This is a genomic window from Rahnella variigena, assembly GCF_003610915.1.
Classification (GTDB): Bacteria; Pseudomonadota; Gammaproteobacteria; order Enterobacterales; family Enterobacteriaceae; genus Rahnella; species Rahnella variigena.
Map to the genome: position 1 here is coordinate 2,592,756 of NZ_NSDJ01000001.1, position 21,194 is coordinate 2,613,949.

Consider the following 21,194-nt stretch of genomic DNA (forward strand, 5'->3'; position numbering starts at 1 on the left):
ATTTTGGGTTTGAGAACGGTGTTCAAAACATAAGAAACCGGGCCTTCGCCCGGTTTTTCTTTATGTCCACGCTGCTGAACCTGATGTTGCGCGCTATATGCGCAGACCACATCTTCATTATTTAATAACAGCAGCACATTAAAATAATACTTTCTTAAAGTGAATCACTTCACCATTAATACGCAAGGTTTAAGCAAATAAGTTTTCATACAAAGAATAAGGTTTTATTGCTGTTAAATTACCGACTTATGTAACTTAAGAAAATGAGTTTTTCATTAATTAATTTTTATAGCCTGCCGATACTCCATGTGCTTCACATACAACTGTTTTTATAAAAATAATGGAGAGCCATAAAAATGTTTATGAAATATTTTGAAAATCTAAAAGTCGGGAAAAAATTAGCATTTGGTTTCGGACTTATCTTATTGCTAAGTATTGCGGTTACTTTATGCGGTATTAAAAATCTGAATGATATTTCCATCCGGGCAGACAAAATAAGCCAGCTAAAAGTAATAACTGACCAGTTTGCTATGGCAAAAGCGGAAAGACTGGAATACGTGAAAACGCATGATGAAAAATACATCGCGATGAATGAGATGAACTTGCAGCAGGTTGATAAGAAAATTGAAAGTCTCAGATCGCTTCAATGGGACACAGAGCACCTGAAGATGCTTAATGAAATGTCAGAAGTCATGAAGGCGTATCGTGATAAACGTGCTCAAACTGTCCGCGAGACACAGCAACGTGATCTTGTTGTGAGTCGTTTTGTGCTGACCCGTGAAGAATCTACAATCAAAAGCTTGGCGCAGTCCTATGCACAAGATCCGACACGCGCTGTCACTGCGACAGCATTAGCTGATATCGTCCGTCACATCGACGGTGTGGCGACGCGTGTGAAACTTCTCCAGTTTGAGAATACTGATGAGTCACTTAACGCTTTAACAGGCTTTATGGTTGAATCGATTCAGCAAATGAATGCCGTCAAATCCCAGCTAAATCCGCCGGATGTCAGCGCGCTTGAAGAAGTTGAGCGCTCGGTCTCGGCTAAAAAGGAGAGTGCCAGTGATTACCTGCGTTCCTATATTGCTGAGCAGGAAGCGACTCAGTTGCTTGCAAAAGCAGGCGGCAAGCTGACGACCCTGAGTGACAATATCTTTGAATCGGAACTGAGCGCGGCTCATGACGATATCAGAAAGGCAGTAATATGGATGACTTCACTTTTGGGTGCCGCCGTCTTGTTAAGTATTGGCATTGCGCTGATCATTTCCCGCCAGATTGTGAAGCCTCTGGCTGACACGCTTGAGGTTGCGCGACAGATAGCACGCGGTGATTTAAGAGCTCATCTCAATACCACGCGTCGTGATGAACTGGGCGAACTAATGCAAGCCGTCGATGAGATGAACACCGATCTTCGCCGTATCATCGGTGATATTCGTGCCGGCGTGACGCAGGTGAGCCATGCCTCCGCAGAAATTGCGGCAGGAAATAATGATTTATCCGCACGTACTGAGGAACAGGCTGCTGCGCTTGAAGAAACAGCGGCCAGCATGGAGCAGTTAACGGCAACGGTTAAACAGAACGTGGACAATATTCATCACACCAGCCAACTGGCAGGCAGTACTTCGGAAACGGCGAACAAAGGCGGGCAACTGGTCTCTCATGTGGTGAAAACGATGAATGAAATCACGGCGAGCTCAGCAAAAATTGCTGACATTACAACGGTAATTAACAGCATCGCTTTTCAGACCAATATTCTGGCTCTCAATGCGGCCGTTGAAGCGGCGCGTGCAGGAGAACAGGGGCGGGGATTTGCTGTGGTGGCAAGTGAAGTGAGAAGTCTGGCGCAGCGCAGCGCTCAGGCTGCAAAAGAGATAGAAGGTTTAATTGGTGAATCGGTAGAGCGAATTAATGCAGGGTCAGAGCTGGTAGAACAGGCGGGAACCACCATGCATGACATTGTGACTAAAGTGGCTAACGTTACCGAAATACTTAATGAAATTACTCAGGCATCGGATGAACAGAACAGGGGAATATCTCAGGTAGGGCAAGCCATAGTGGAAATGGACAGCGTGACTCAGCAAAACGCGGCCCTTGTGGAAGAGTCTTCTGCTGCTGCTAATGCGCTGCGGGATCAGGCACAAAATCTGGCTTCGTCTGTTTCGCGTTTTATTACTGAGTAATTTTATCCTCAAAACAGTCGTGTTATTACGGGCCGTTCAGGTACCCATAGCATGACTGTTTTATTCAGCCCGCCGTGTAATTCATCGGTCGGGCTTTCAGATAAATGCAATTGCTGTCCGTCACGCCTACTTCTTCACAATGCCCGCAATATCATTGGTGTTCATCAGGTGATAATCGCCGTTCATGTCGGTGTAGCTGGTCATGCCGGTATCGCGGTCACGCTCAGGTTCGCCGTGGGCGAAAAGCTGATCGCCGGCTTTGGTGTTGATCACATAATCACTGGCACAGCCCGATAATCCCATGGCCAGCACAATTGCCGTCAGGCAGGATAATTTCTTCATTGTTCAGTAGCTTCCCGTTGCAATCATCTGCCCGCATTACAAAACAACCTGCCGAAAGAAGCAAAGAAAAAATATAACCACGGATTATCCCTGGGGAACTTAACGTTACATTTTGGTGCAGGGCGTTCCGGTATCGTTATTTTCCTATTCTTTTCAGCACCAGTGCGGTGCGATGTGATCCCGTCGTTGTTTCTGCGAGTTCCCCGCAACGCCTGACAGGCGCTATCTATACTCACATAACCGTAACATTCACAGACCTCGGGTAACACTGGCAGATATTTTGCTTAAGTTTCTTACCTTTGATGTTGTCCGCCAGCGGTGGACAAACGGGATCTTCCCTCCATTGGCTTGTGCTTTAAATTTCAGATTTTCAGATTACGACTTTGCGTTGGTGTTTTTGCTGCATGCGTTGCCCATAACCCGTTTGCATAAACTCAGTCCTAAGGATCATGATGATGTCGATGAAATTTATGAAAAGTCCTCTCTCTCTTTTACTGGCAGGTTGTCTGGTCACGGCCTTCTCCGCGCGTGCGGATATTGTGATTGGCGTGGCCGGTCCGTTCACCGGTCCGAATGCCACTTATGGTGATCAGTACTGGCATGGCGCGACTCAGGCCGCCGAAGACATTAATGCCGCAGGCGGGATCAACGGCGAGAAAATCAAACTGGTTCAGGGCGATGATGCCTGCGAGCCAAAACAAGCGGTCGCGGTGGCTAACCGGCTGGTAGATCAGGATAAAGTGCAAGCAGTGGTCGGACATTTCTGCTCATCCTCTACCATGCCTGCGTCTGAGGTGTATAACGACGCCGGGATTATCGCCATCACGCCGGGCTCAACTAACCCGCAGATCACTGAACGCGGCATGAGCGATATGTTCCGTATGTGTGGGCGCGATGACCAGCAGGGTCTGGTAGCCAGCGATTACATCATCGACAAGCTGAAAGCCAAAAAAGTGGTCATCATTCACGACAAAGATACCTACGGACAGGGGCTGGCGGATGCCACCAAAGCAGCGCTTAACAAACGCGGCGTGAAAGAAGTGATGTATGAAGGTCTGTCGCGCGGCGAAAAAGACTTTAATGCGCTGGTTACCAAAATCAGTGCGCAGAAACCAGATGTGGTGTTCTTTGGCGGCTGCCATCCGGAAGCCGGTCCGTTAGTTCGCCAGATGCGTGAGCAGGGCGTTCAGGCGACGTTCTTCTCCGGTGACTGTATCGTCAACGAAGAAATGGTCACCGCTGCCGGCGGTCCGCAATACACCAATGGCATTCTGATGACCTTCGGCAAAGACCCGCGTCTGATCCCGGACGGCAAAGCCGTCATCGATAAATTCCGCGCTAATAAATTCGAGCCGGAAGGTTACACCCTCTATTCCTACGCCTCTGTACAGGCCATTGCCGCCGCCTTCAAAGCCACCGGCGGCAGCGATTCCGCCAAAGCCAGCGCGTGGCTTAAAGCCAACAGTGTCGATACCGTCATGGGCAAAAAAGCCTGGGACAGCAAAGGCGACCTGAAAGTCTCCGATTACGTGGTTTATAAGTGGGATGACAAAGGCAAATATCAGGAAGTTAAGGAATAACTCATTTTGATTTGCCAGTTCTAATCTGTGTCAGACCGCGCCCTTAGCCAGGCGCGGTCACAAAAAGAGACTGCGTATTTATGGATTCATTCTTCCTGCAACAACTGTTTAATGGCATTACGCTCGGTGCTGTCTACGGTCTCATCGCCATCGGCTACACCATGGTTTACGGCATCATCGGCATGATCAACTTTGCTCACGGCGAAGTGTATATGATTTCGGCTTACCTCTGCGCTATCGCGCTGGCGCTGCTTTCTTTCTTCGGTCTGCACTCTTTTCCGCTGCTGATCCTCGGCACACTGGTGTTCACCATCGTGGTGACCGGCGTTTACGGCTGGGCGATTGAGCGCATTGCCTATAAACCATTGCGAAATTCCACGCGCCTTGCGCCGCTGATTTCTGCTATCGGCATGTCGCTGATTTTGCAGAACTACGCACAAATCAGTCAGGGACCGCGACAGCAGGGTATCCCTACGATGTTTGATGGCGCGCTGCGGTTTCATATCGGAGACAGCTTTGTCCAGATGACCTACACCAAACTGTTCATTCTGGTGGCGTCTCTTGTCGGCATGTTGGTTTTGTCGTGGATTATCAGCAACACCAAACTCGGTCGAATGTGTCGTGCGGTACAGCAGGACAGAAAAATGGCCTCAATTCTCGGCATCAACACCGACCGCATTATCTCGCTGGTCTTTATGATCGGCGCGGCGATGGCGGGGCTGGCAGGCGTACTGGTCACCATGAACTACGGCACTTTTGATTTCTATGCCGGATTTATCATCGGCATCAAAGCCTTTACCGCAGCGGTACTCGGCGGGATCGGCTCGTTACCGGGCGCGATGCTCGGCGGCCTGATACTGGGTATCGCTGAAGCGCAGTTCTCGGGCATGGTGAATTCCGATTACAAAGACGTGTTCTCTTTTGGATTGCTGGTGGTGATCCTCATTTTCCGCCCTCAGGGCCTGCTGGGCCGTCCGGTCGTGACGAAAGTGTGAGGGAAATAAAATGACGACACAAACTGCTGTGAACCGCGGTTTTTCGCTTAAACGCTGCCTGCTGGATGCCATTTTCGCCGGACTGGTGGCGTTGATTATTTTCGGACCTGTGGTCGGCGTGGTGCTGGACGGCTATAGCTTTAACTTTCATTCCCAGCGTCTGATCTGGATTATCGCCGCTGTCATGCTCGGACGTTTTTTGCTTAGCGCTTTTCTGGAAACCGCAGCCGGACAGAAAATGCGTGCGCGCTTCGAATCCGACAGCGCGGGTGTATACGTTCGTCCGCCGGGTCACAAAAGCAATCTGCACTGGATATTGCCTCTGCTGATTGTGCTGGCGATTTTCTTTCCGTTTGTCGCCACGAAATACATTCTGACCGTCGCTATTCTGGGGCTGATTTACGTGCTGCTTGGCCTCGGGCTGAATATCGTGGTCGGTCTGGCAGGGCTTTTGGATCTGGGATACGTAGCCTTTTACGCCATCGGCGCCTACGGGCTGGCGCTGGGGTACCAGTATCTCGGCCTCGGATTCTGGTCGATGCTGCCGCTCGCCGCCGTGATGGCCGCGCTGGCGGGCGCGTTGCTGGGCTTTCCGGTGCTGCGTATGCATGGCGATTATCTGGCGATTGTGACGCTCGGCTTCGGCGAAATCATCCGGCTGGTGCTGACTAACTGGTTGTCGTTCACCGGCGGCCCGAATGGTGTTTCCGCGCCACCTCCGACGTTTTTCGGTCTGGAGTTTGGCCGACGGGCGAAAGAGGGCGGCGTGCCGTTCCACGAGTTTTTCCATCTGACTTACAACCCGAATATGAAATTTATTTTCATCTACGCGGTGCTGGTTCTGGTGGTGTTGCTGGTGCTGTTTATCAAACACCGCCTGACCCGCATGCCGATTGGCCGCGCGTGGGAAGCGCTGCGCGAAGATGAAATCGCCTGCCGCGCAATGGGGCTTAATCATGTGCTGGTTAAACTTTCGGCGTTTACCCTCGGCGCTTCTACTGCCGGTATCGCGGGCGTATTTTTCGCCACCTATCAGGGATTCGTTAACCCCACGTCTTTCACCTTCTTCGAATCTGCACTGATCCTCGCCATTGTGGTGCTGGGCGGGATGGGCTCGACCATCGGCGTGGTGCTTGCGGCATTTGTGCTGACCGTCGCGCCGGAACTGCTGCGCAGTTTTGCCGAATACCGCGTGCTGTTGTTCGGGGTGTTAATGGTGGTGATGATGATCTGGAGACCGCGCGGGTTAATCCGCATCAGCCGCAGCGGGTTTGCCGTGCGTAAAGGAGTCGCGCCATGAGCGAAGCGTTAGCGGATAACAATATTTTGAGCGTCGAGCATTTACGTATGCATTTTGGCGGCATTAAGGCGCTCAACGATGTCAATCTGGCGGTAAAACGCGGCTCGATTACCGCGCTGATCGGCCCGAACGGCGCAGGGAAAACGACGGTATTTAATTGTCTGACTGGTTTCTATAAAGCGTCTGGCGGCAATATTCTGCTTAATACCCGCCGTCGCACGACCAACGTCATTCAGGTGCTCGGCCAGAAATTCCAGCCGGATGACTGGATAAAACCGGCACAGCTGGGGAAACGGATTTTCTACAAAATGTTTGGCGGAACACATCTGGTGAACCGCGCCGGGCTGGCGCGTACTTTCCAGAATATCCGGTTGTTTCGTGAAATGTCGGTGATTGAAAACTTGCTGGTCGCGCAACACATGCAAACCAACCGCAATCTGATCGCGGGTGTGCTCAATACTCCCGCCTATCGCCGTGCGGAAAATCAGGCGCTGGACCGGGCATTTTACTGGCTGGAAGTCGTCGAACTGGTGGATTGCGCCAACCGGCTGGCGGGCGAGATGTCTTACGGTCAGCAACGGCGTCTGGAAATTGCGCGGGCGATGTGTACCGCGCCGGAGATGATTTGCCTCGATGAACCGGCTGCCGGTCTTAATCCGGTAGAGACGCGAACGCTGAGTAAAATCATCCGTTTTCTGCGCGATCACCACGACATTACCGTCCTGCTGATTGAACACGATATGGGCATGGTGATGGAAATTTCCGACCATATTATCGTGCTCGACCACGGCGATGTAATTGCCGAGGGCTTGCCTCAGGCTATTCAAAATGATGAGAAAGTCATTGCCGCCTATCTCGGTGCTGATGAAGACGACGAGGTCAGCTTATGAGTGACGCGATGCTGGAGTTCCACGATGTGAATGTGTATTACGGGGCGATTCAGGCGTTGCAGCAGGTTTCGCTGCAGGTGAATCAGGGAGAAACCGTGGCGCTGATTGGCGCGAACGGAGCCGGAAAATCCACCTTGCTGATGTCGATATTTGGTCAGCCCCGCGTGCAGAGCGGACAGATTTTATTTCGTGGCGAAGATATCAGCCGTAAATCGACGCACTTTGTGGCCTCGGCGGGTATTGCGCAGTCGCCGGAAGGGCGGCGGGTTTTTCCGGACATGACCGTTGAGGAAAATCTGCTGATGGGCACCATTCCCATCGGTAATAAATATGCCGCGGAAGATCTGCAAACTATGTTTGACCTCTTTCCGCGTCTCAAAGAGCGGCGAAAGCAACGGGCGATGACTATGTCCGGCGGTGAACAGCAAATGCTGGCAATTGCCCGTGCGCTGATGAGCCGTCCCAAATTGCTGTTGCTCGACGAGCCCAGTCTGGGGCTGGCGCCCATCATCGTAAAACAGATCTTCCAGACCCTGCGCGAACTGGCGCAAAGCGGGATGACTATCTTTCTGGTTGAACAAAATGCGCATCACGCACTGAAGCTTTCTGACCGCGGATACGTCATGGTTAACGGGCAGATCCGCCTCAGCGGTACGGGGGATGAACTTTTGCATAATCAGGAAGTGCGTAAAGCCTATCTGGGAGGAATCTGATTTTTCATTATCAAAGCCCGCAATACTGTGTATCGCGGGATTTCCCGCCAACTATTTTTCGCATTTTCAATCCCCCTCCACATTTCGCTCATACTAATCGGCTATCATGCAATTCTTACCGAAAAGTGACGGCGCCGTTAAATTTCTGAGTTATCATCCGCAGCCCGTCGTCAATAGTTTGTAAAAAGTCAGTTTTTTAGGACAAATCAGTGACCTGACGCAGTGTTAAGGCGTTGACCCTCTCAGGGGCAACAGGCTATATAGCGCTATCCGTTTTTGGCATGACATTTTCCTGTCTCAAGGATGAAGTGAATGACAAATCAGTCATTCGCTCGATGAGTTGAACCGTCGGCGCTGCCCGTAAAACGGCAGAGAAGGGTCGCAGAGTTTATTGTTTTAATCAGACAGGGTGCTGAAATGGCTTCTGAGATAATTTCATTTATTTTATTTCTTTCCTCAATTTTCCTGTACGTCACAAGGGCGTCGGCCAGCCGCGTCTGGTTTTCGCTGGTGCTGTTTTTCCTCGGCCTCTACGTCATCCTGAATGTCATTCTGATTGGCAGCAATTACTTCACGGGTGAAGGTATCACCGATGCGGTCTTATATACCGTCACCAGCAGCCTGAAGGGCGCAGGGCTGAATAAATATATCCTGCCATTCATTGGCTTACTGACCGGACTGATTGCTGTTTTCGCATTACTGGCATGGGGGCTCAAACAGCGCCGGGCCAAAAACAGCAGCGTCATGTACAGCGTGCTGGCCGTAGTGCTTGCCGTGTTCTCAGTCGGTTCAACTCAGGCATTCCAGAATATCTCCCGCCTGGTGAAAACGCAGATCTCCGGTCATGGCGCCGATTTCGATACTTATTACAAAGTGCCGGAAAAAATCGTTAAAGGCGCGAAAAAACCAAATCTGGTTTACATCTATGGCGAAAGCCTCGAACGGACCTATTTTGACGACAAAGTGTTCCCCGGGCTGACGACTGAATTAAGCCAGCATAAAGCACAAAGTATTGATTTTACGAATACTAAACAGGTGCCGGGTACCGGTTATACCATCGCTGGCATGGTCGCTTCACAATGTGGTATACCACTTTTTGCGCCTTTCGATGGCAATGCCTCGAGCGCGCTGGCGACCTTCTATCCCGAAAACGTCTGTATTGGTGATGTGCTGAAAGGCGCGGGATACACTAACTATTTCTATCAGGGCGCAGAACTGGCGTTTGCCGGTAAAGGCACCTTCCTGAAATCTCACGGCTTCGATCATCTTTATGGTTACAACGAATTGCGTCCGACCGTCGCTGACCCGTCTTATAAAAATGACTGGGGCTGGTATGACGATACGTTGCTGGAAGAGGTTTACAAAAAATTCGTGACGCTGAGCAAGGAAGGTAAGCCTTTCTCGCTGTTTACGCTGACCGTCGATACTCACCATCCGGACGGCTTTATTTCGCGCGGTTGTACCCGCAATGAATATAAAGTGAACGGTAAGGCTAACCAGTCATTGAGCGCGGTTTCCTGTAGTCAGGAACTGATTGCGGCCTTTATCGATAAAATTAAAAAATCCGGTTATTACGATAACACCATCATTGTCGTGTCATCCGATCATCTGGCGATGAACAATACCGCGTATAACATTCTCACTAAACAGAACCGTAAAGACCTGTTCTTCGTGATGGACGGACGTCATCCGGCAGCTGGCGATCAGAATGCGGCGAAACGCAGCACGCTGGATAACGGCGCTACCGTGCTCGATATCATGGGCGGTGATAATTTTATCGGCCTCGGGCGCAGCGGTATTTCGGCCACCTCGATGACCGCGCAGTTCCTCAACATTGATGACAAAGTGAATGCCTGGAAACCGGCGGTTATCAAACAGTGGGGCTTCCCGAACAGCATTAAAAATTACGCAGTGAACACTAAAGACAATACCTTCACATTCTCCGGCATGACCATCAAAACGCCGTTTATCCTGAAGGTCACCGGCGACAAAATTGAACCCATGTTTGACGTTTATCTTTCCACGCCGCTGAAAAAACAACTGGCGGGGCTGGCGACCAGTGACAACTTTGTCTGGGTGGATAAATGTTACGAAATGGGGCGCGTCTGGGCACCGGAGTTGTCGCTGAACACCGGTCTGTGCGTGGCGTCCGGTAACCTCGGAGCGAAGCCGTCTATCGTGCAGGTCACCGGTGCTACCTTTAAAGGGAAAGTCGATTTCGCAAAAGACACGTCGGGCAGCAATGCCATTTATCAGCAAACGCTGAAAACCCTGAATATTGATGATGAAGCGACGCGATACCAGTCTCCGTCCATTGCCTTTATGGTGCCGGGCTTACCTGAGCAGGTGAAAGCGATCACCGGTGTTTCGACAGTAGAAAACTGGGGACGCTGGTCGGATGCTAATCTGGCACCTTCGGTGAAAATCGATTACGTCAAACCGCTGCCAACCACATTTGACGTGGTGATCCGCGCACGTGCTTACGGCAATAACATTGATAAACCGGTCTCCGTCCGCGTGGGCGATCAGGAACAGTTTGTCACCTTCGGCGATCAGGACGGCATCGTGAAAGTGCAGTTTACTAATCCTGAAGCGGCGCAGAGTATTGTCATCACGCCACCGGCACCGACCGAGCCCACCGAAGGCACCAGCGGCGGCTTCCAGCCACGTAAACTGGGCATCGGGATGGTGTCTCTGGAAGTTCAGCCGGTAGAAGAGCCGCAATCTTAAAACGCGCTTGTGATGCCTTTCTGCTGAACATGAAAACCCGCCTCGGCGGGTTTTTTATTGCCAATATTCAGTCCTTGCGTCTAAAGCTTTTTTATCGATTTACTATCCCATTTTAGTTATTCATTTTCAGAATAACTATCGCTAAAACAATATTATAAAGAAATAAGCCGATGGGTATACTCGCCAAATTCCTGCACTGAAACACAGCCGTGTGCAGGCCTCTCATCACACTTTTGGGGATACTCTATGCGCAAGACATTTAACAACTCGAAGACCCGTATTAACCGTGCATTTTTGCTGGCCGCGACTTCAGCCGCCATTTTTTCCGCCAGCGTTCTGGCGCCGCTGAGCGCAGCACATGCCGCCGACAAAACGACCATTAAAGTCGGCATTATCAGCGGGGAAGATGAAGATGTCTGGCGCGAAGTGGTTAAACAGGCGGCAGCGAAAGGGCTGACCGTCAAACCAGTTATATTCAATGATTACAATCAGCCGAACGAAGCGCTGCAAAACGGGGAAGTGGATGCCAACGCCTTCCAGCATCAGCCTTTCCTCGACAATCAGATCAAAGTAAATCACTACAATATCGTGCGCGTGGGCGACACCGCCGTGTGGCCAATCGGTTTATATTCCAAAAAAGTAAAATCAGCCGACGAACTGAAAGAAGGCTCGGTGATTGGTGTGCCGAACGATCCGTCGAACGAAGCGCGCGGCCTGATCCTGCTCCAGCAATCTGGCGTCATTAAGCTCAAACCCGGTGCCGGTATTTTCGCGACAACCGCGGACATCACTGAGAACCCGCGCCACGTGGTCATCAAAGAGCTGGATTCCGGCATTATTGGCCGTTCCGTACCTGATTTGGATGCGGCAATCGTCAACACCGACTGGGCGCTGAAAAGTGGCCTGACGCCTGCGGACCGTATCGCGCAGGAGCCGGTAAAAGGCAACCCTTACAATAACTTCATCGCGGTGAAGACAGAAAATGTTAATGCGCCATGGGTGAAAACGCTGGTCAGTGCTTACCAGAATGATGCCGTCAAACAGGAGTTTGATAAGGTTTATAAAGGCACCGGCGTGACGGCCTGGTAAGGATGTAAAGCATGACGATCCTCTCTGAAACTGGCGTGCAATTCACCGCGACGCCTTCAGATAACCACGATGCCCGCCCGGTGAACGCCGGGCTGTTCACAGATACCGGCAGGGACGTGGCGCACACAGGCACGGAGAATGTCGTCCGTCTGCACCGCGTCAGCCGCCAGTTTGGTACGACGCAGGCGCTGAAAGAGGTTTCGCTGACGGTCCGGCGGGGCGAAATCCTCGGCATTATCGGACGAAGCGGAGCGGGTAAATCGACGCTGATCCGCTGCCTTAACGGCCTCGAGCAGCCTGATGAAGGCGTGATTGAAATCGAAGGGCGTCCGATTACCGGCCTCAGCGAAAAAGCCTTGCAGGCTGTGCGCAGTCGCGTCGGAATGGTATTTCAGCACTTTAATTTGCTCTCAGCCAAAACCGTTGAGCAAAACGTCGCGCTGCCGCTGAAAATTGCCGGATACGATAAGGCACGGCGTCAGGCGCGCGTCGCCGAATTGCTGGCGCTGGTGGGGCTGGAGGACAAAGCTAAAAACTATCCGGCGGCTTTATCCGGCGGGCAGAAACAGCGTGTCGGTATAGCCCGTGCGCTGGCGGCCAATCCGGCGCTTTTGCTCTGCGATGAAGCGACGTCGGCGCTGGATCCTGAAACGACACGTTCGATTCTGGCACTGCTGCAATCGCTTAATCAGAAACTCGGTATCACCATTTTGCTGATCACACATGAGATGGAAGTGATCAAAAAAATCGCGCATCGCGTGGCAGTGATTAATGTCGGCGAAATTATCGAGGAAGGGCCGGTGTGGCAGGTGTTTGCGCATCCGCAATCCCCGCTGACCCGAACGTTGTTGCAGGGTTTGCTGCCACAACTGCCGGAAGCGCTGGCCGAACGCTTGTCACCGGTACGTCAGGGCGAGGCGATTTACAGCGTTCAGTATGCCGAACAGGGCAGGCAGGGCGAAATCCTCACGCAGATGGCGACCGCTTTACCGGGCAAATTCCGGCTGATTCAGGGCGGTGTCGATCATATCCAGCATTACGCCGTCGTGCGTTTCTTCTTCTCAGTGCCGGCGAACGATTCGGCGTCTGAGCAGGTTGTTTTAGACTGGCTGCAACAGCACCAGGCCACTGTGGAGCTGACAGGTTATGTCTCCGGTAATGATTGATTTGCTGATTAACGCCATCGAAGAAACGTTATTGATGACCGCAATTTCCGGGCTGTTTTCGCTGATCGCCGGTTTGCCGCTGGGTCTGATTCTGGTGATGAGCAGTCCCGGCGGAATTGCCGAAAATCGCTGGGTTAACCGCTCGCTCGGGCTGGTCATTAACGGATTCCGTTCGCTGCCATTTATCATTTTGCTGGTAGCACTGATCCCGGTTACCCGTTTTCTGGTCGGTACGTCTCTCGGTACCTGGGCGGCGATTGTGCCGTTGTCGATCACGGCAACGCCGTATTTCGCCCGTGTGGCTGAAGTTTCGTTGCGGGATGTCGATCGCGGTCTGATTGACGCGGTTCGCGCGATGGGAGCCAGCAAATTGCGTATTGTCTGGGATGTGCTGATCCCTGAAGCGTTGCCGGGGATATTGTCCGGATTTGTCGTCACGCTGGTGGCGCTGATTGGTGCTTCGGCGATGGCGGGAGCTATCGGCGCTGGCGGACTGGGCGACCTGGCAATCCGTTACGGCTATCAGCGGTTTGAAACGGTAGTGATGATTGAAGTGATCGTCGTTCTTATTGTGATGGTGTGTGGCATTCAGTGGCTGGGAGATCGCGTTGTGGCGCGCGTGGATAAGCGTCATTAACAAAGCCGGTCGTCAGCGTATGGCGACCGGCAGGTTCTGGGTTTACATTTCAGTGTGTGAGCGCCAGCGTTCACGCGCCATAAAGCCTTTCACTCCGGCATCCAGGAACGGGCGCGGCGGCAGATAACTGGCGCGCCCGATGCCCTGCATATCGGCCAGCAGCGGATTATCTTCTCCCAGCGCATACTCTGCCAGCAATCGCCCGAACGCGCTTTGCTTGGAACTACCCGAGCCATTGCAGCCCGCCGACGAATACACGTTCGGTCCAATATTCCCCCAAACCGGCGCGCCGTTACGCGTAATACTGATCAGCCCCGACCAGGTGTAGGCCATATTGACGTCCTGCAACTGCGGATAAATGCGGGCAAATAATTCCTGATGGCGGCGAGCATGACGGCCAGTTTCGACCGCACTGGTCACCAGACCCGGCGTAAAGTTAACGTGTTCGCGGATCAGGAAACGGTGGTCAGCGGTATAACGCAACGTTGCGCCCGCCAGCGCATTCACCGGTGTCGAGCCCCACGGCGCTATATCGCCAATACGTGCGCGTTGTTCCGGCGTGAGCGGTTCGGTCAATGTGGCAAAGGTCGACATGGCAAAAACGTTGCCTTTGAACAAGGGTAACCCGCGTGCCGCACCGTTGATCGCCAGCATCAGTTTACCCGCGCGCACTTCGCCATGCGGCGTTTCTGCGCGGATACTGCCCTGTGTGTCAATCTGCAACGCGGGCGAGTTAGCATAAACCGTGACGTTCGGGGGCAGCGTTGCCACCAGACCGCTGATCAGCGCAGCCGGATTCACCAGAATACAGTTGGGCGTGTACACCGCGCTGCGGTAGAAATCTGTTCCCAGACGCTGGCGTAGTGCGGCTCTGTCCAGCAGCTCAAAGCTTTCGCCGAGCGTAGTGAGTTCCTGCTGATAATGCGTGATTTCACCGTCAAACTGCTCGCTGACGGCGCAATGGTATTTCCCCGAATTCAGCCAGTCGCACGCAATATCATGCGTATCGACGGTCTCTTTCAGATGATGCAGACCGTACTGCAACAGACGCCGGTACGCATTGGCGTGTTCCAGCTCAGCCGATGTGCTGCCGACGGTATGCGGTAAATCAATCACAAAGCCTGAATTGCGCGCCGAGGCGTTATCGGCGACGTCCAGCGCCTCAAGCACCACGACTTGCTCATGCGGACGAAGCTCTGCGATACGACGTGCAAACGCCAGTCCGGCGAAACCAGCGCCGATCACCAGCCAGTCAGCCGTCACTGCGCCACGTAAAGCAGGATGACGGGGTATGTTCCCGCGCAGTGCCGCCCAGCCATTAATATTTTGATCAAGAGGTAAATGTTTAATTTTCATCGTTATGTGAGGTCGTTATCCCGGGTGGTGCGATCCTAAGGGATAGCCGTTTAGATGTCTAATGCGGATTGATGATAAGGATATATTGCAGAAAGCGCAGGGGGGGATTCTGGTTTAAATTAGGACAAAGTGCAGCCAGGTTGATGGGATTTTGTACAGCGGGAGCTGCTAGAATGCGTGCGGGTGCTTGAGGCTTATTTGGCTTGAGCAGAAAGAAATAATAGTTGTTCAAGGCGTAATAAGACGAAAGCCCCAGGGGATTTTTCAATCAACCCGGGGCTATCCCTGCACGTCTAAGCAACTGCAGGATAGCCTCTTAAAAGCAGAAATGCAACGGAGGGCAAGATGTCGCGAAAGCTTGTGTTACACGGACTCATCGTGGTTTGTTTCACATTGCTGGCCTGGACCTGGATGGTGCGTGATTCGCTCTGCGAGTTACATATCAAACAGGGTATGACAGAGATTGCGGCAGTCTTAAGCTACGAAATTAAGAGCTAACCGTAAGGTGGGGTTCGCCCCACCTTTTTGGTTGTTGACGAAGCATGTTGGCCTCAGGCACCCATTCTTATTATCTTCTCCGTCCGAATTTTGTCTTCATCGCTCGAATTTCTGGAAGACGTCTTCCGTATTTATACCTTCCGCCTTGTGACGATACCCTCCGGGCAGTACTTTTCGATTATAGCATTTGACCTATATAGCATTTAACCTATAATCGACAAGGAGTCGCTGTGTGGATAATTAATACGACAGAAAGATTTGATGGCTGGTTTGATGGTCTCGATGATGTTGAGCAGGCGAGTGTACTGGCTTTGGCGATCGTCTTAAAAGACAAAGGCCCTGCATTATCCAGGCCTTACGCGGATACAGTGAATAACTCCTGTCATCGTAATATGAAAGAACTGCGTATACAGAGTAAAGGCGAACCCATCTGGGCGTTTTTTGCTTTTGACCCTTTACGCAGAGGTATATTGCTTTGCGCTGGACACAAAGCCGGAAATGAAAAACGATTTTATGATGTCATGATACCGGTTGCCGATAATGAATTTTCCCGGCACCTGAATACGATAATAGAAAAGGAATTACCTTAATGAGCAGAACCCTTGAACAGTTACTGGCATCGGTAAAACCTGAGGTCGCCGCGCAGGCACAGGCAATGGCCGCCGATATTTTGATTACTATTGAGCTGGCCGAACTGCGTGAAAGAATGAACAAAACACAATGTGAGATGGCTGAAACGTTGGGCATTAAACAGCCGACGGTTGCGGGTATAGAAAAGCCGGGCCGTGACCTGAAATTATCGACGTTGAAGCGGTATGTAGAAGCGGCTGGTGGCAAGCTACGTTTGGAAATCGATCTGCCGGACGGCAGCCATTTCGGATTTGCTATGTAAGGGCGGGGTATTACGCTAACCGTTTCGGGCATGCAATCAGAAAGCAAAAAGCCCGCTTAAGTTTCCTTAAGCGGGCTTTTCTAATTTGGCTCCTCTGACTGGACTCGAACCAGTGACATACGGATTAACAGTCCGCCGTTCTACCGACTGAACTACAGAGGAATCGTTTGAACGGGGCGAATAATAGCGACTGCCCCGAAGCATGTCAAAGGGTTAACGCAAAAAGTTGCCCAACTGCTGTCTTAATATTCAACTTGTTGAGTATTAACACAAAGTGATGAAAACCTCTGCCAGTTATTCCCCTCTCCGTGCCATTTCACTGACGGATTGCACTAAAAGCAAACACAAGTTGCCTGATTGTTGTGCAGCCGTTATCGACAAGTTTGATTCTGGCCGAACTTCTGCACGTTTTTTGCCAGATACCCGCCATAAAAACGTCATAAATTCAGATCTGCTGCACAAATTTCACTCATTTTTGGAAACTGGCACACCCCGTGCATTGTTATTTTGCTAACAGCAGCTAGTTTTTTGACAATAAAACAACAAAGGATTAACCGATGCAGCCAGCGCAGGATGTGATCGAGCAACTTGAAGCTTCGTTCGCCGTGCAGACACCAACGGGTAAACGCATTGCCAGTTATTTGCTGGCCAATCTGTCGCAGATCCCTTTTGAAACTGCGGACAGCATTGCGCGAAGCGCGGCGACCAGCGGGATTTCTGTCGGGCGTTATCTGCGCAGCCTCGGTTATCGCAATCTGGATCATTTCAAGCAAACGTTGCGTCTGCAAAGCGGCACCTCTTATCAGCCGTGGGTGGTCACCGATCGTCTTGGCGCGTATCGCGAACGCAGTAAACAGCCGCAACAGGAAAAGCTGCAACAGTCACTGGCGCTCGAGCTGGAAGCCATTAATCACGTGTACCAGCTGGCGCAGACGGACAGTTTTGCCCTGGTCAGCCGCCGTCTGGCCGATGCGGAGGCAGTGTTTATTCTCGGCATTCAGTCGGTGCGGGGTATCGCGAATAACTTTTCCAGCTATCTCGAGTATTTACGGCCAAAAGTGTATTTCGCTGACGGACTTTCGGGCACCTACGTCGAATCCCTGAATTCAGAATTCGCACAGCCGTATCTGGTGGTCACCGATACCCGCGCGTATTCGAAGATGGCACAAACCTATTGCGAAGCGGCCTGCGAACGCGGGCTGAACGTGGCGCTGATCACCGACATTTATTGTCCGTGGGCGCGCGATTATCCGGTGGATTTGTTGCAGGTGAAAACAGATACAGGCCAGTTCTGGGATTCGATGGCGCCGCTAAGCTGCCTGTTCAATCTGCTGTGTTCCGCGGTGCTCGAACTGCGCGGCAATGAGGTGGAACAGCGTCTGGCCAGCAACCGGATCCTGCAAAAACAGCTTGGACAATTTGAATCCTGAACTTCTAACCCAGCGGAAAGATTTATTGATGAATACGAAAACACCTGATGTTGCCCTGGTCGATCTGGCTGAAATTCTGCCCGATGCGGTGATCGACCTGAAATACGCCACTGCCGATAACCTGACCGGTCAGCCGATTTATCGCGAATCCCGCTGCCTGTTACATCCCGATGCGGCCGCCGCGCTGAGGCGTTGTAACGACGTAGCGAAGCTGGCCGGATTCACGTTTAAAATCTATGACGCTTACCGGCCACAGGCGGCGCAGGCCTGTTTGTGGGCGGCGTTTCCCAATCCGGATTATGTCGTGGATATCAAACTCGGTTCGCACCACAGCCGCGGTGTGGCGGTGGATCTGACCTTGCTGGATGAGCAGGGTGACGTGGTGAATATGGGCGCGGACTTTGATGAAATGACTGAAGTTTCGCACCCGTTTTATCCCGATTTACCGCCGCAAATTCAGCGTAACCGTCTGTTGCTCAACGCCGTCATGGCAGCGGGCGGCTTTAAGGGGATCACCAGCGAGTGGTGGCACTTTGAATTACCGGATGCCAAAACGTATCCGTTGTTGGAAGAGCGGTTCGGCTGTTATCCGCCGGTGAATGCCGCGTAATTATTGCACGTCTCTTATCACTTTTTGACAGAGCCAGGAGTTCTCCGATGAGCAACACAGCAATCAACACGTTCCGCAAAAATACGAAAACACAGGTCGCCGGTGCCATTTTTCTCGCCTTGTCAGGCTTAAGCTTTGCCGCGCAGGCTGCCGTGCCAAAAGACATGCTGGTGATTGGTAAAGCGGCGGATCCGCAAACGCTGGATCCTGCGGTGACTATCGACAACAACGACTGGACAGTCACGTATCCGGCGTATCAGCGCCTGGTGCAGTATAAAACCGAAGACGGCAAAGGCTCGACGCAGGTGGAAGGGGATCTGGCGGCGAGCTGGACATCGTCACCGGACCAACTGGTCTGGACGTTCAAACTCAAACCGGGCGCTAAATTTGATGACGGTTCCGACGTCAATGCTGACGCGGTGAAATGGTCGTTCGAGCGTCTGATGAAGATCGGTCAGGGGCCGTCGGAAGCTTTCCCGAAAGACATGACGGTTACGGTGGTCGATCCGATGACGGTGACCTTTACGCTGAAAACGCCGTTCGCGCCATTCCTCTATACGCTGGCAAATGACGGCGCAGGCATCGTGAATCCGGCAATTGCCAAAGCCAATCCTGGTGATGAAGGCAAGGTGTGGCTGGCGGGTCATACTGCCGGCTCCGGCCCTTATAAACTCGATCGCTGGCAGAAAGGTCAGCAACTGGTGCTGGTGCCGAATCCGCATTACAACGGCACGAAACCGGCGTTCAAACGTGTGACCGTGAAAATTATCGGTGAAAGTGCTACCCGCCGCCTGCAACTGTCGCGCGGGGATCTGGATATCGCCGATTCCCTGCCGATGGACCAGCTAGCTGCGCTGAAGAAAGAAGACAAAGTCGCGGTTGAAGAATTCCCTTCATTGCGCGTGACCTATTTGTATCTCAATAACGCCAAAGCGCCGCTGAATCAGGTGGATTTACGCCGCGCAATTTCTTCTGCCGTGGATTATCAGGGCATGGTGAAAGGCATTCTCGGCGGTAATGCTAAGCAAATGCGCGGGCCAATCCCTGAGGGTATGTGGGGCTTCGACCCGACAGCGAAGCAATACACCTTAGATCTGACGCAGGCTAAAACTGACCTTGAGAAAGTCAAAGACAAGCCACAAACGCTGGACTTCCTGTATTCCGACAACGATCCGAACTGGGAATCCATCGCGCTTGCCGTGCAGGCCAGCCTCGGTCAGGCCGGTATTAACGTGAAGCTGGAAAAGCTGGCTAACGCCACCATGCGAGATCGTATCGGGCAGGGCGATTACGATATTTCGATTGGTAACTGGAGCCCGGATTTCGCCGACCCGTACATGTTTATGAACTACTGGTTTGAGTCCGACAAAAAAGGCCTGCCGGGTAACCGTTCCTTCTACTCCAACCCTGATGTGGATGCATTGCTGAAAAAAGCTGTGTTAGTCACGGATCAGAAACAGCGCACTGACTACTACCAGCAGGCGCAGAAAATCGTCATTGATGAAGCGGCATACGTTTACCTGTTCCAGAAAAACTATCAGGTGGCGATGAACAAAGACGTTAAAGGCTTTGTTTTCAACCCGATGCTGGAGCAGGTGTTTAACGTTTCACAAATGAGTAAAAAATAAATCCCCGTCATACTTCGAACTGCAGATGCGTTGGCTGCGCTCATTCGCCCCGGTCACAGGGTATATCCATGCTCCCGGGGACTTGTGAGCTTGCCGCCTTCCTGCAGGCCGGATTATTTAGGGGATTGGCTGGGGGGTAGGATGACTTTTTGGACTCTGATTCGACAAAGATGCTGGGGTTTGATTTTGGTGATGGCGGGCGTTTGCGTAATCACTTTTATCATCTCGCATATGATCCCGGGTGACCCGGCGCGCCTGCTGGCGGGCGACCGTGCAAGCAATGAAATGGTCGAACATATCCGTGAGCAACTGGGGCTGAATCAGCCGCTGTACGTGCAGTTTTTCCGCTACGTCAGTGATTTGCTGCACGGCGATTTAGGCACGTCTATCCGTACCGGTCGTCCGGTGCTGGAAGACCTGAAAGCGTTCTTCCCGGCGACGCTTGAACTGGCGGTCAGTGCGCTGTTTCTGGCGATTGTGCTCGGTATTCCGCTTGGCGTGTTATCTGCGGTGTATCGCAATAAATTCCCGGATCATCTTGTGCGTTTGCTTTCCGTGCTGGGGATATCCACGCCTGCATTCTGGCTGGGGCTGGGCGTTATCATCCTGTTCTACGGTCATCTGAACCTGCTGCCGGGCGGCGGAAGGCTGGATGACTGGATGGATCCGCCGGCCAATATCACCGGTTTTTATGTCCTCGATTCCCTGCTGACCGGTAACTGGGATGCGTTCTGGAACAGTCTGCAACATCTGGCGATGCCTGCGCTGACGCTGGCGTTTGTCCACATGGGTATCGTGGCGCGGCAAATTCGCTCGGCGATGCTTGAGCAACTGAGCGAAGACTACATCCGCACGGCACGCGCTAACGGGCTTTCCCGCTGGCGTGTGATCCTGAGCCACGCGTTGCCGAATGCGCTGATCCCGTCGGTCACCGTGCTCGGGCTGGCGATGGGTGATTTACTCTACGGCGCGGTACTGACCGAAACCGTATTTGCCTGGCCGGGCATGGGCGCGTACGTGGTGAACTCGATTCAGGCGCTGGATTTCCCGGCGGTGATGGGCTTTGCGGTGGTGGTGTCGTTCGCGTACGTCATCGTCAATTTATGTGTGGATTTACTGTATGTGTGGATCGATCCGCGCATTGGCCGTGAGGGGTGA

19 protein-coding genes and 1 tRNA gene are annotated in these 21,194 nt (G+C 52.3%); 17 read left to right on the top strand and 3 right to left on the bottom strand.

Annotated features, from left to right (window positions below; genetic code table 11):
- Positions 1–350: 350 nt before the first annotated feature.
- Positions 351–2,180 (top strand): methyl-accepting chemotaxis protein, encoded by a 1,830-nt coding sequence (locus CKQ54_RS12145; protein WP_120161824.1) that lies wholly within the window; start codon positions 351–353, stop codon positions 2,178–2,180.
- 126 nt (positions 2,181–2,306) lie between these two features.
- Here the strand turns inward: CKQ54_RS12145 and CKQ54_RS12150 are convergent, their stop codons facing one another.
- Entirely contained in the window at positions 2,307–2,522 is a 216-nt protein-coding gene (locus CKQ54_RS12150) for a YgdI/YgdR family lipoprotein (protein ID WP_112290675.1), read from the bottom strand.
- 455 nt (positions 2,523–2,977) lie between these two features.
- Between CKQ54_RS12150 and CKQ54_RS12155 the strand changes: the two genes are divergently transcribed.
- The 9 genes from CKQ54_RS12155 to CKQ54_RS12195 all read left to right on the top strand — a co-directional run bounded on the left by CKQ54_RS12155 (position 2,978) and on the right by CKQ54_RS12195 (position 13,622).
- Positions 2,978–4,102, top strand: a complete 1,125-nt coding sequence (locus CKQ54_RS12155) for a branched-chain amino acid ABC transporter substrate-binding protein (protein WP_120161825.1) — start codon at positions 2,978–2,980, stop codon at positions 4,100–4,102.
- An 80-nt stretch (positions 4,103–4,182) separates the two neighbouring features.
- On the top strand, positions 4,183–5,097 hold the full coding sequence (locus tag CKQ54_RS12160) for an ABC transporter permease subunit (protein ID WP_120161826.1): 915 nt from the start codon (positions 4,183–4,185) through the stop codon (positions 5,095–5,097).
- 10 nt (positions 5,098–5,107) lie between these two features.
- Positions 5,108–6,397, top strand: a complete 1,290-nt coding sequence (livM, locus tag CKQ54_RS12165; protein WP_120161827.1) for a high-affinity branched-chain amino acid ABC transporter permease LivM — start codon at positions 5,108–5,110, stop codon at positions 6,395–6,397.
- The gene (locus tag CKQ54_RS12170) at positions 6,394–7,287 is read left to right on the top strand and encodes an ABC transporter ATP-binding protein (RefSeq protein ID WP_120161828.1); all 894 of its coding nucleotides are present in this window, start codon (positions 6,394–6,396) and stop codon (positions 7,285–7,287) included. Before livM ends, CKQ54_RS12170 begins: the two co-directional genes overlap by 4 nt.
- Positions 7,284–8,000, top strand: a complete 717-nt coding sequence (locus tag CKQ54_RS12175; RefSeq protein ID WP_120161829.1) for an ABC transporter ATP-binding protein — start codon at positions 7,284–7,286, stop codon at positions 7,998–8,000. Before CKQ54_RS12170 ends, CKQ54_RS12175 begins: the two co-directional genes overlap by 4 nt.
- A 417-nt stretch (positions 8,001–8,417) precedes the next feature.
- Positions 8,418–10,730, top strand: coding sequence for a phosphatidylglycerol--membrane-oligosaccharide glycerophosphotransferase (gene opgB, locus CKQ54_RS12180; protein WP_120161830.1), 2,313 nt, complete (start codon positions 8,418–8,420; stop codon positions 10,728–10,730).
- Positions 10,731–10,976: 246 nt separating this feature from the next.
- Positions 10,977–11,819: a MetQ/NlpA family ABC transporter substrate-binding protein gene (locus CKQ54_RS12185; RefSeq protein ID WP_120161831.1), complete on the top strand. Its 843-nt coding sequence runs from the start codon at positions 10,977–10,979 to the stop codon at positions 11,817–11,819.
- A gap of 11 nt (positions 11,820–11,830) precedes the next feature.
- The gene (locus CKQ54_RS12190; RefSeq protein ID WP_120161832.1) at positions 11,831–12,985 is read left to right on the top strand and encodes a methionine ABC transporter ATP-binding protein; all 1,155 of its coding nucleotides are present in this window, start codon (positions 11,831–11,833) and stop codon (positions 12,983–12,985) included.
- Positions 12,966–13,622, top strand: coding sequence for a methionine ABC transporter permease (locus CKQ54_RS12195; RefSeq protein ID WP_120161833.1), 657 nt, complete (start codon positions 12,966–12,968; stop codon positions 13,620–13,622). Before CKQ54_RS12190 ends, CKQ54_RS12195 begins: the two co-directional genes overlap by 20 nt.
- 42 nt (positions 13,623–13,664) lie before the next feature.
- Here CKQ54_RS12195 and CKQ54_RS12200 read toward each other — a convergent pair whose 3' ends face one another.
- Positions 13,665–14,978, bottom strand: a complete 1,314-nt coding sequence (locus CKQ54_RS12200) for an NAD(P)/FAD-dependent oxidoreductase (protein WP_120161834.1) — start codon at positions 14,976–14,978, stop codon at positions 13,665–13,667.
- Between the two features lie 345 nt (positions 14,979–15,323).
- On the opposite strand from CKQ54_RS12200, the gene CKQ54_RS12205 reads away from it, so the two are divergent.
- From CKQ54_RS12205 to CKQ54_RS12215, 3 genes are all read left to right on the top strand, one after another.
- A complete protein-coding gene (locus CKQ54_RS12205; protein WP_112290661.1) occupies positions 15,324–15,476 on the top strand; it encodes a Hok/Gef family protein in 153 nt (50 codons plus the stop codon).
- 230 nt (positions 15,477–15,706) lie between these two features.
- Positions 15,707–16,066, top strand: a complete 360-nt coding sequence (locus CKQ54_RS12210) for a type II toxin-antitoxin system RelE/ParE family toxin (RefSeq protein WP_120161835.1) — start codon at positions 15,707–15,709, stop codon at positions 16,064–16,066.
- Positions 16,066–16,368, top strand: coding sequence for a helix-turn-helix domain-containing protein (locus tag CKQ54_RS12215; RefSeq protein WP_120161836.1), 303 nt, complete (start codon positions 16,066–16,068; stop codon positions 16,366–16,368). Before CKQ54_RS12210 ends, CKQ54_RS12215 begins: the two co-directional genes overlap by 1 nt.
- An 86-nt stretch (positions 16,369–16,454) precedes the next feature.
- On the opposite strand, the gene CKQ54_RS12220 is transcribed toward CKQ54_RS12215, so the two are convergent.
- Positions 16,455–16,530: transfer RNA gene (locus CKQ54_RS12220), tRNA-Asn, on the bottom strand.
- A gap of 395 nt (positions 16,531–16,925) precedes the next feature.
- On the opposite strand from CKQ54_RS12220, the gene CKQ54_RS12225 reads away from it, so the two are divergent.
- The 4 genes from CKQ54_RS12225 (at position 16,926) to CKQ54_RS12240 (ending at position 21,194) form a co-directional block, all read left to right on the top strand.
- A complete protein-coding gene (locus tag CKQ54_RS12225; protein ID WP_120161837.1) occupies positions 16,926–17,798 on the top strand; it encodes a MurR/RpiR family transcriptional regulator in 873 nt (290 codons plus the stop codon).
- A 28-nt stretch (positions 17,799–17,826) separates the two neighbouring features.
- Complete coding sequence (gene ddpX / locus CKQ54_RS12230; RefSeq protein WP_120161838.1) at positions 17,827–18,408, top strand: D-alanyl-D-alanine dipeptidase; 582 nt, start codon at positions 17,827–17,829, stop codon at positions 18,406–18,408.
- Between the two features lie 47 nt (positions 18,409–18,455).
- Positions 18,456–20,036 (top strand): ABC transporter substrate-binding protein, encoded by a 1,581-nt coding sequence (locus CKQ54_RS12235; protein ID WP_120161839.1) that lies wholly within the window; start codon positions 18,456–18,458, stop codon positions 20,034–20,036.
- 141 nt (positions 20,037–20,177) lie between these two features.
- Positions 20,178–21,194 (top strand): ABC transporter permease, encoded by a 1,017-nt coding sequence (locus CKQ54_RS12240; protein WP_120161840.1) that lies wholly within the window; start codon positions 20,178–20,180, stop codon positions 21,192–21,194.

Bases quoted from the DNA above. Each gene is read 5' to 3' on its own strand.
- CKQ54_RS12150 (WP_112290675.1), bottom strand. From the start codon at position 2,522: ATGAAGAAATTATCCTGCCTGACGGCAATTGTGCTGGCCATGGGATTA.
- CKQ54_RS12155 (WP_120161825.1), top strand. From the start codon at position 2,978: ATGTCGATGAAATTTATGAAAAGTCCTCTCTCTCTTTTACTGGCAGGT.
- CKQ54_RS12160 (WP_120161826.1), top strand. From the start codon at position 4,183: ATGGATTCATTCTTCCTGCAACAACTGTTTAATGGCATTACGCTCGGT.
- livM (WP_120161827.1), top strand. From the start codon at position 5,108: ATGACGACACAAACTGCTGTGAACCGCGGTTTTTCGCTTAAACGCTGC.
- CKQ54_RS12170 (WP_120161828.1), top strand. From the start codon at position 6,394: ATGAGCGAAGCGTTAGCGGATAACAATATTTTGAGCGTCGAGCATTTA.
- CKQ54_RS12175 (WP_120161829.1), top strand. From the start codon at position 7,284: ATGAGTGACGCGATGCTGGAGTTCCACGATGTGAATGTGTATTACGGG.
- opgB (WP_120161830.1), top strand. From the start codon at position 8,418: ATGGCTTCTGAGATAATTTCATTTATTTTATTTCTTTCCTCAATTTTC.
- CKQ54_RS12185 (WP_120161831.1), top strand. From the start codon at position 10,977: ATGCGCAAGACATTTAACAACTCGAAGACCCGTATTAACCGTGCATTT.
- CKQ54_RS12190 (WP_120161832.1), top strand. From the start codon at position 11,831: ATGACGATCCTCTCTGAAACTGGCGTGCAATTCACCGCGACGCCTTCA.
- CKQ54_RS12195 (WP_120161833.1), top strand. From the start codon at position 12,966: ATGTCTCCGGTAATGATTGATTTGCTGATTAACGCCATCGAAGAAACG.
- CKQ54_RS12200 (WP_120161834.1), bottom strand. From the start codon at position 14,978: ATGAAAATTAAACATTTACCTCTTGATCAAAATATTAATGGCTGGGCG.
- CKQ54_RS12205 (WP_112290661.1), top strand. From the start codon at position 15,324: ATGTCGCGAAAGCTTGTGTTACACGGACTCATCGTGGTTTGTTTCACA.
- CKQ54_RS12215 (WP_120161836.1), top strand. From the start codon at position 16,066: ATGAGCAGAACCCTTGAACAGTTACTGGCATCGGTAAAACCTGAGGTC.
- CKQ54_RS12225 (WP_120161837.1), top strand. From the start codon at position 16,926: ATGCAGCCAGCGCAGGATGTGATCGAGCAACTTGAAGCTTCGTTCGCC.
- ddpX (WP_120161838.1), top strand. From the start codon at position 17,827: ATGAATACGAAAACACCTGATGTTGCCCTGGTCGATCTGGCTGAAATT.
- CKQ54_RS12235 (WP_120161839.1), top strand. From the start codon at position 18,456: ATGAGCAACACAGCAATCAACACGTTCCGCAAAAATACGAAAACACAG.
- CKQ54_RS12240 (WP_120161840.1), top strand. From the start codon at position 20,178: ATGACTTTTTGGACTCTGATTCGACAAAGATGCTGGGGTTTGATTTTG.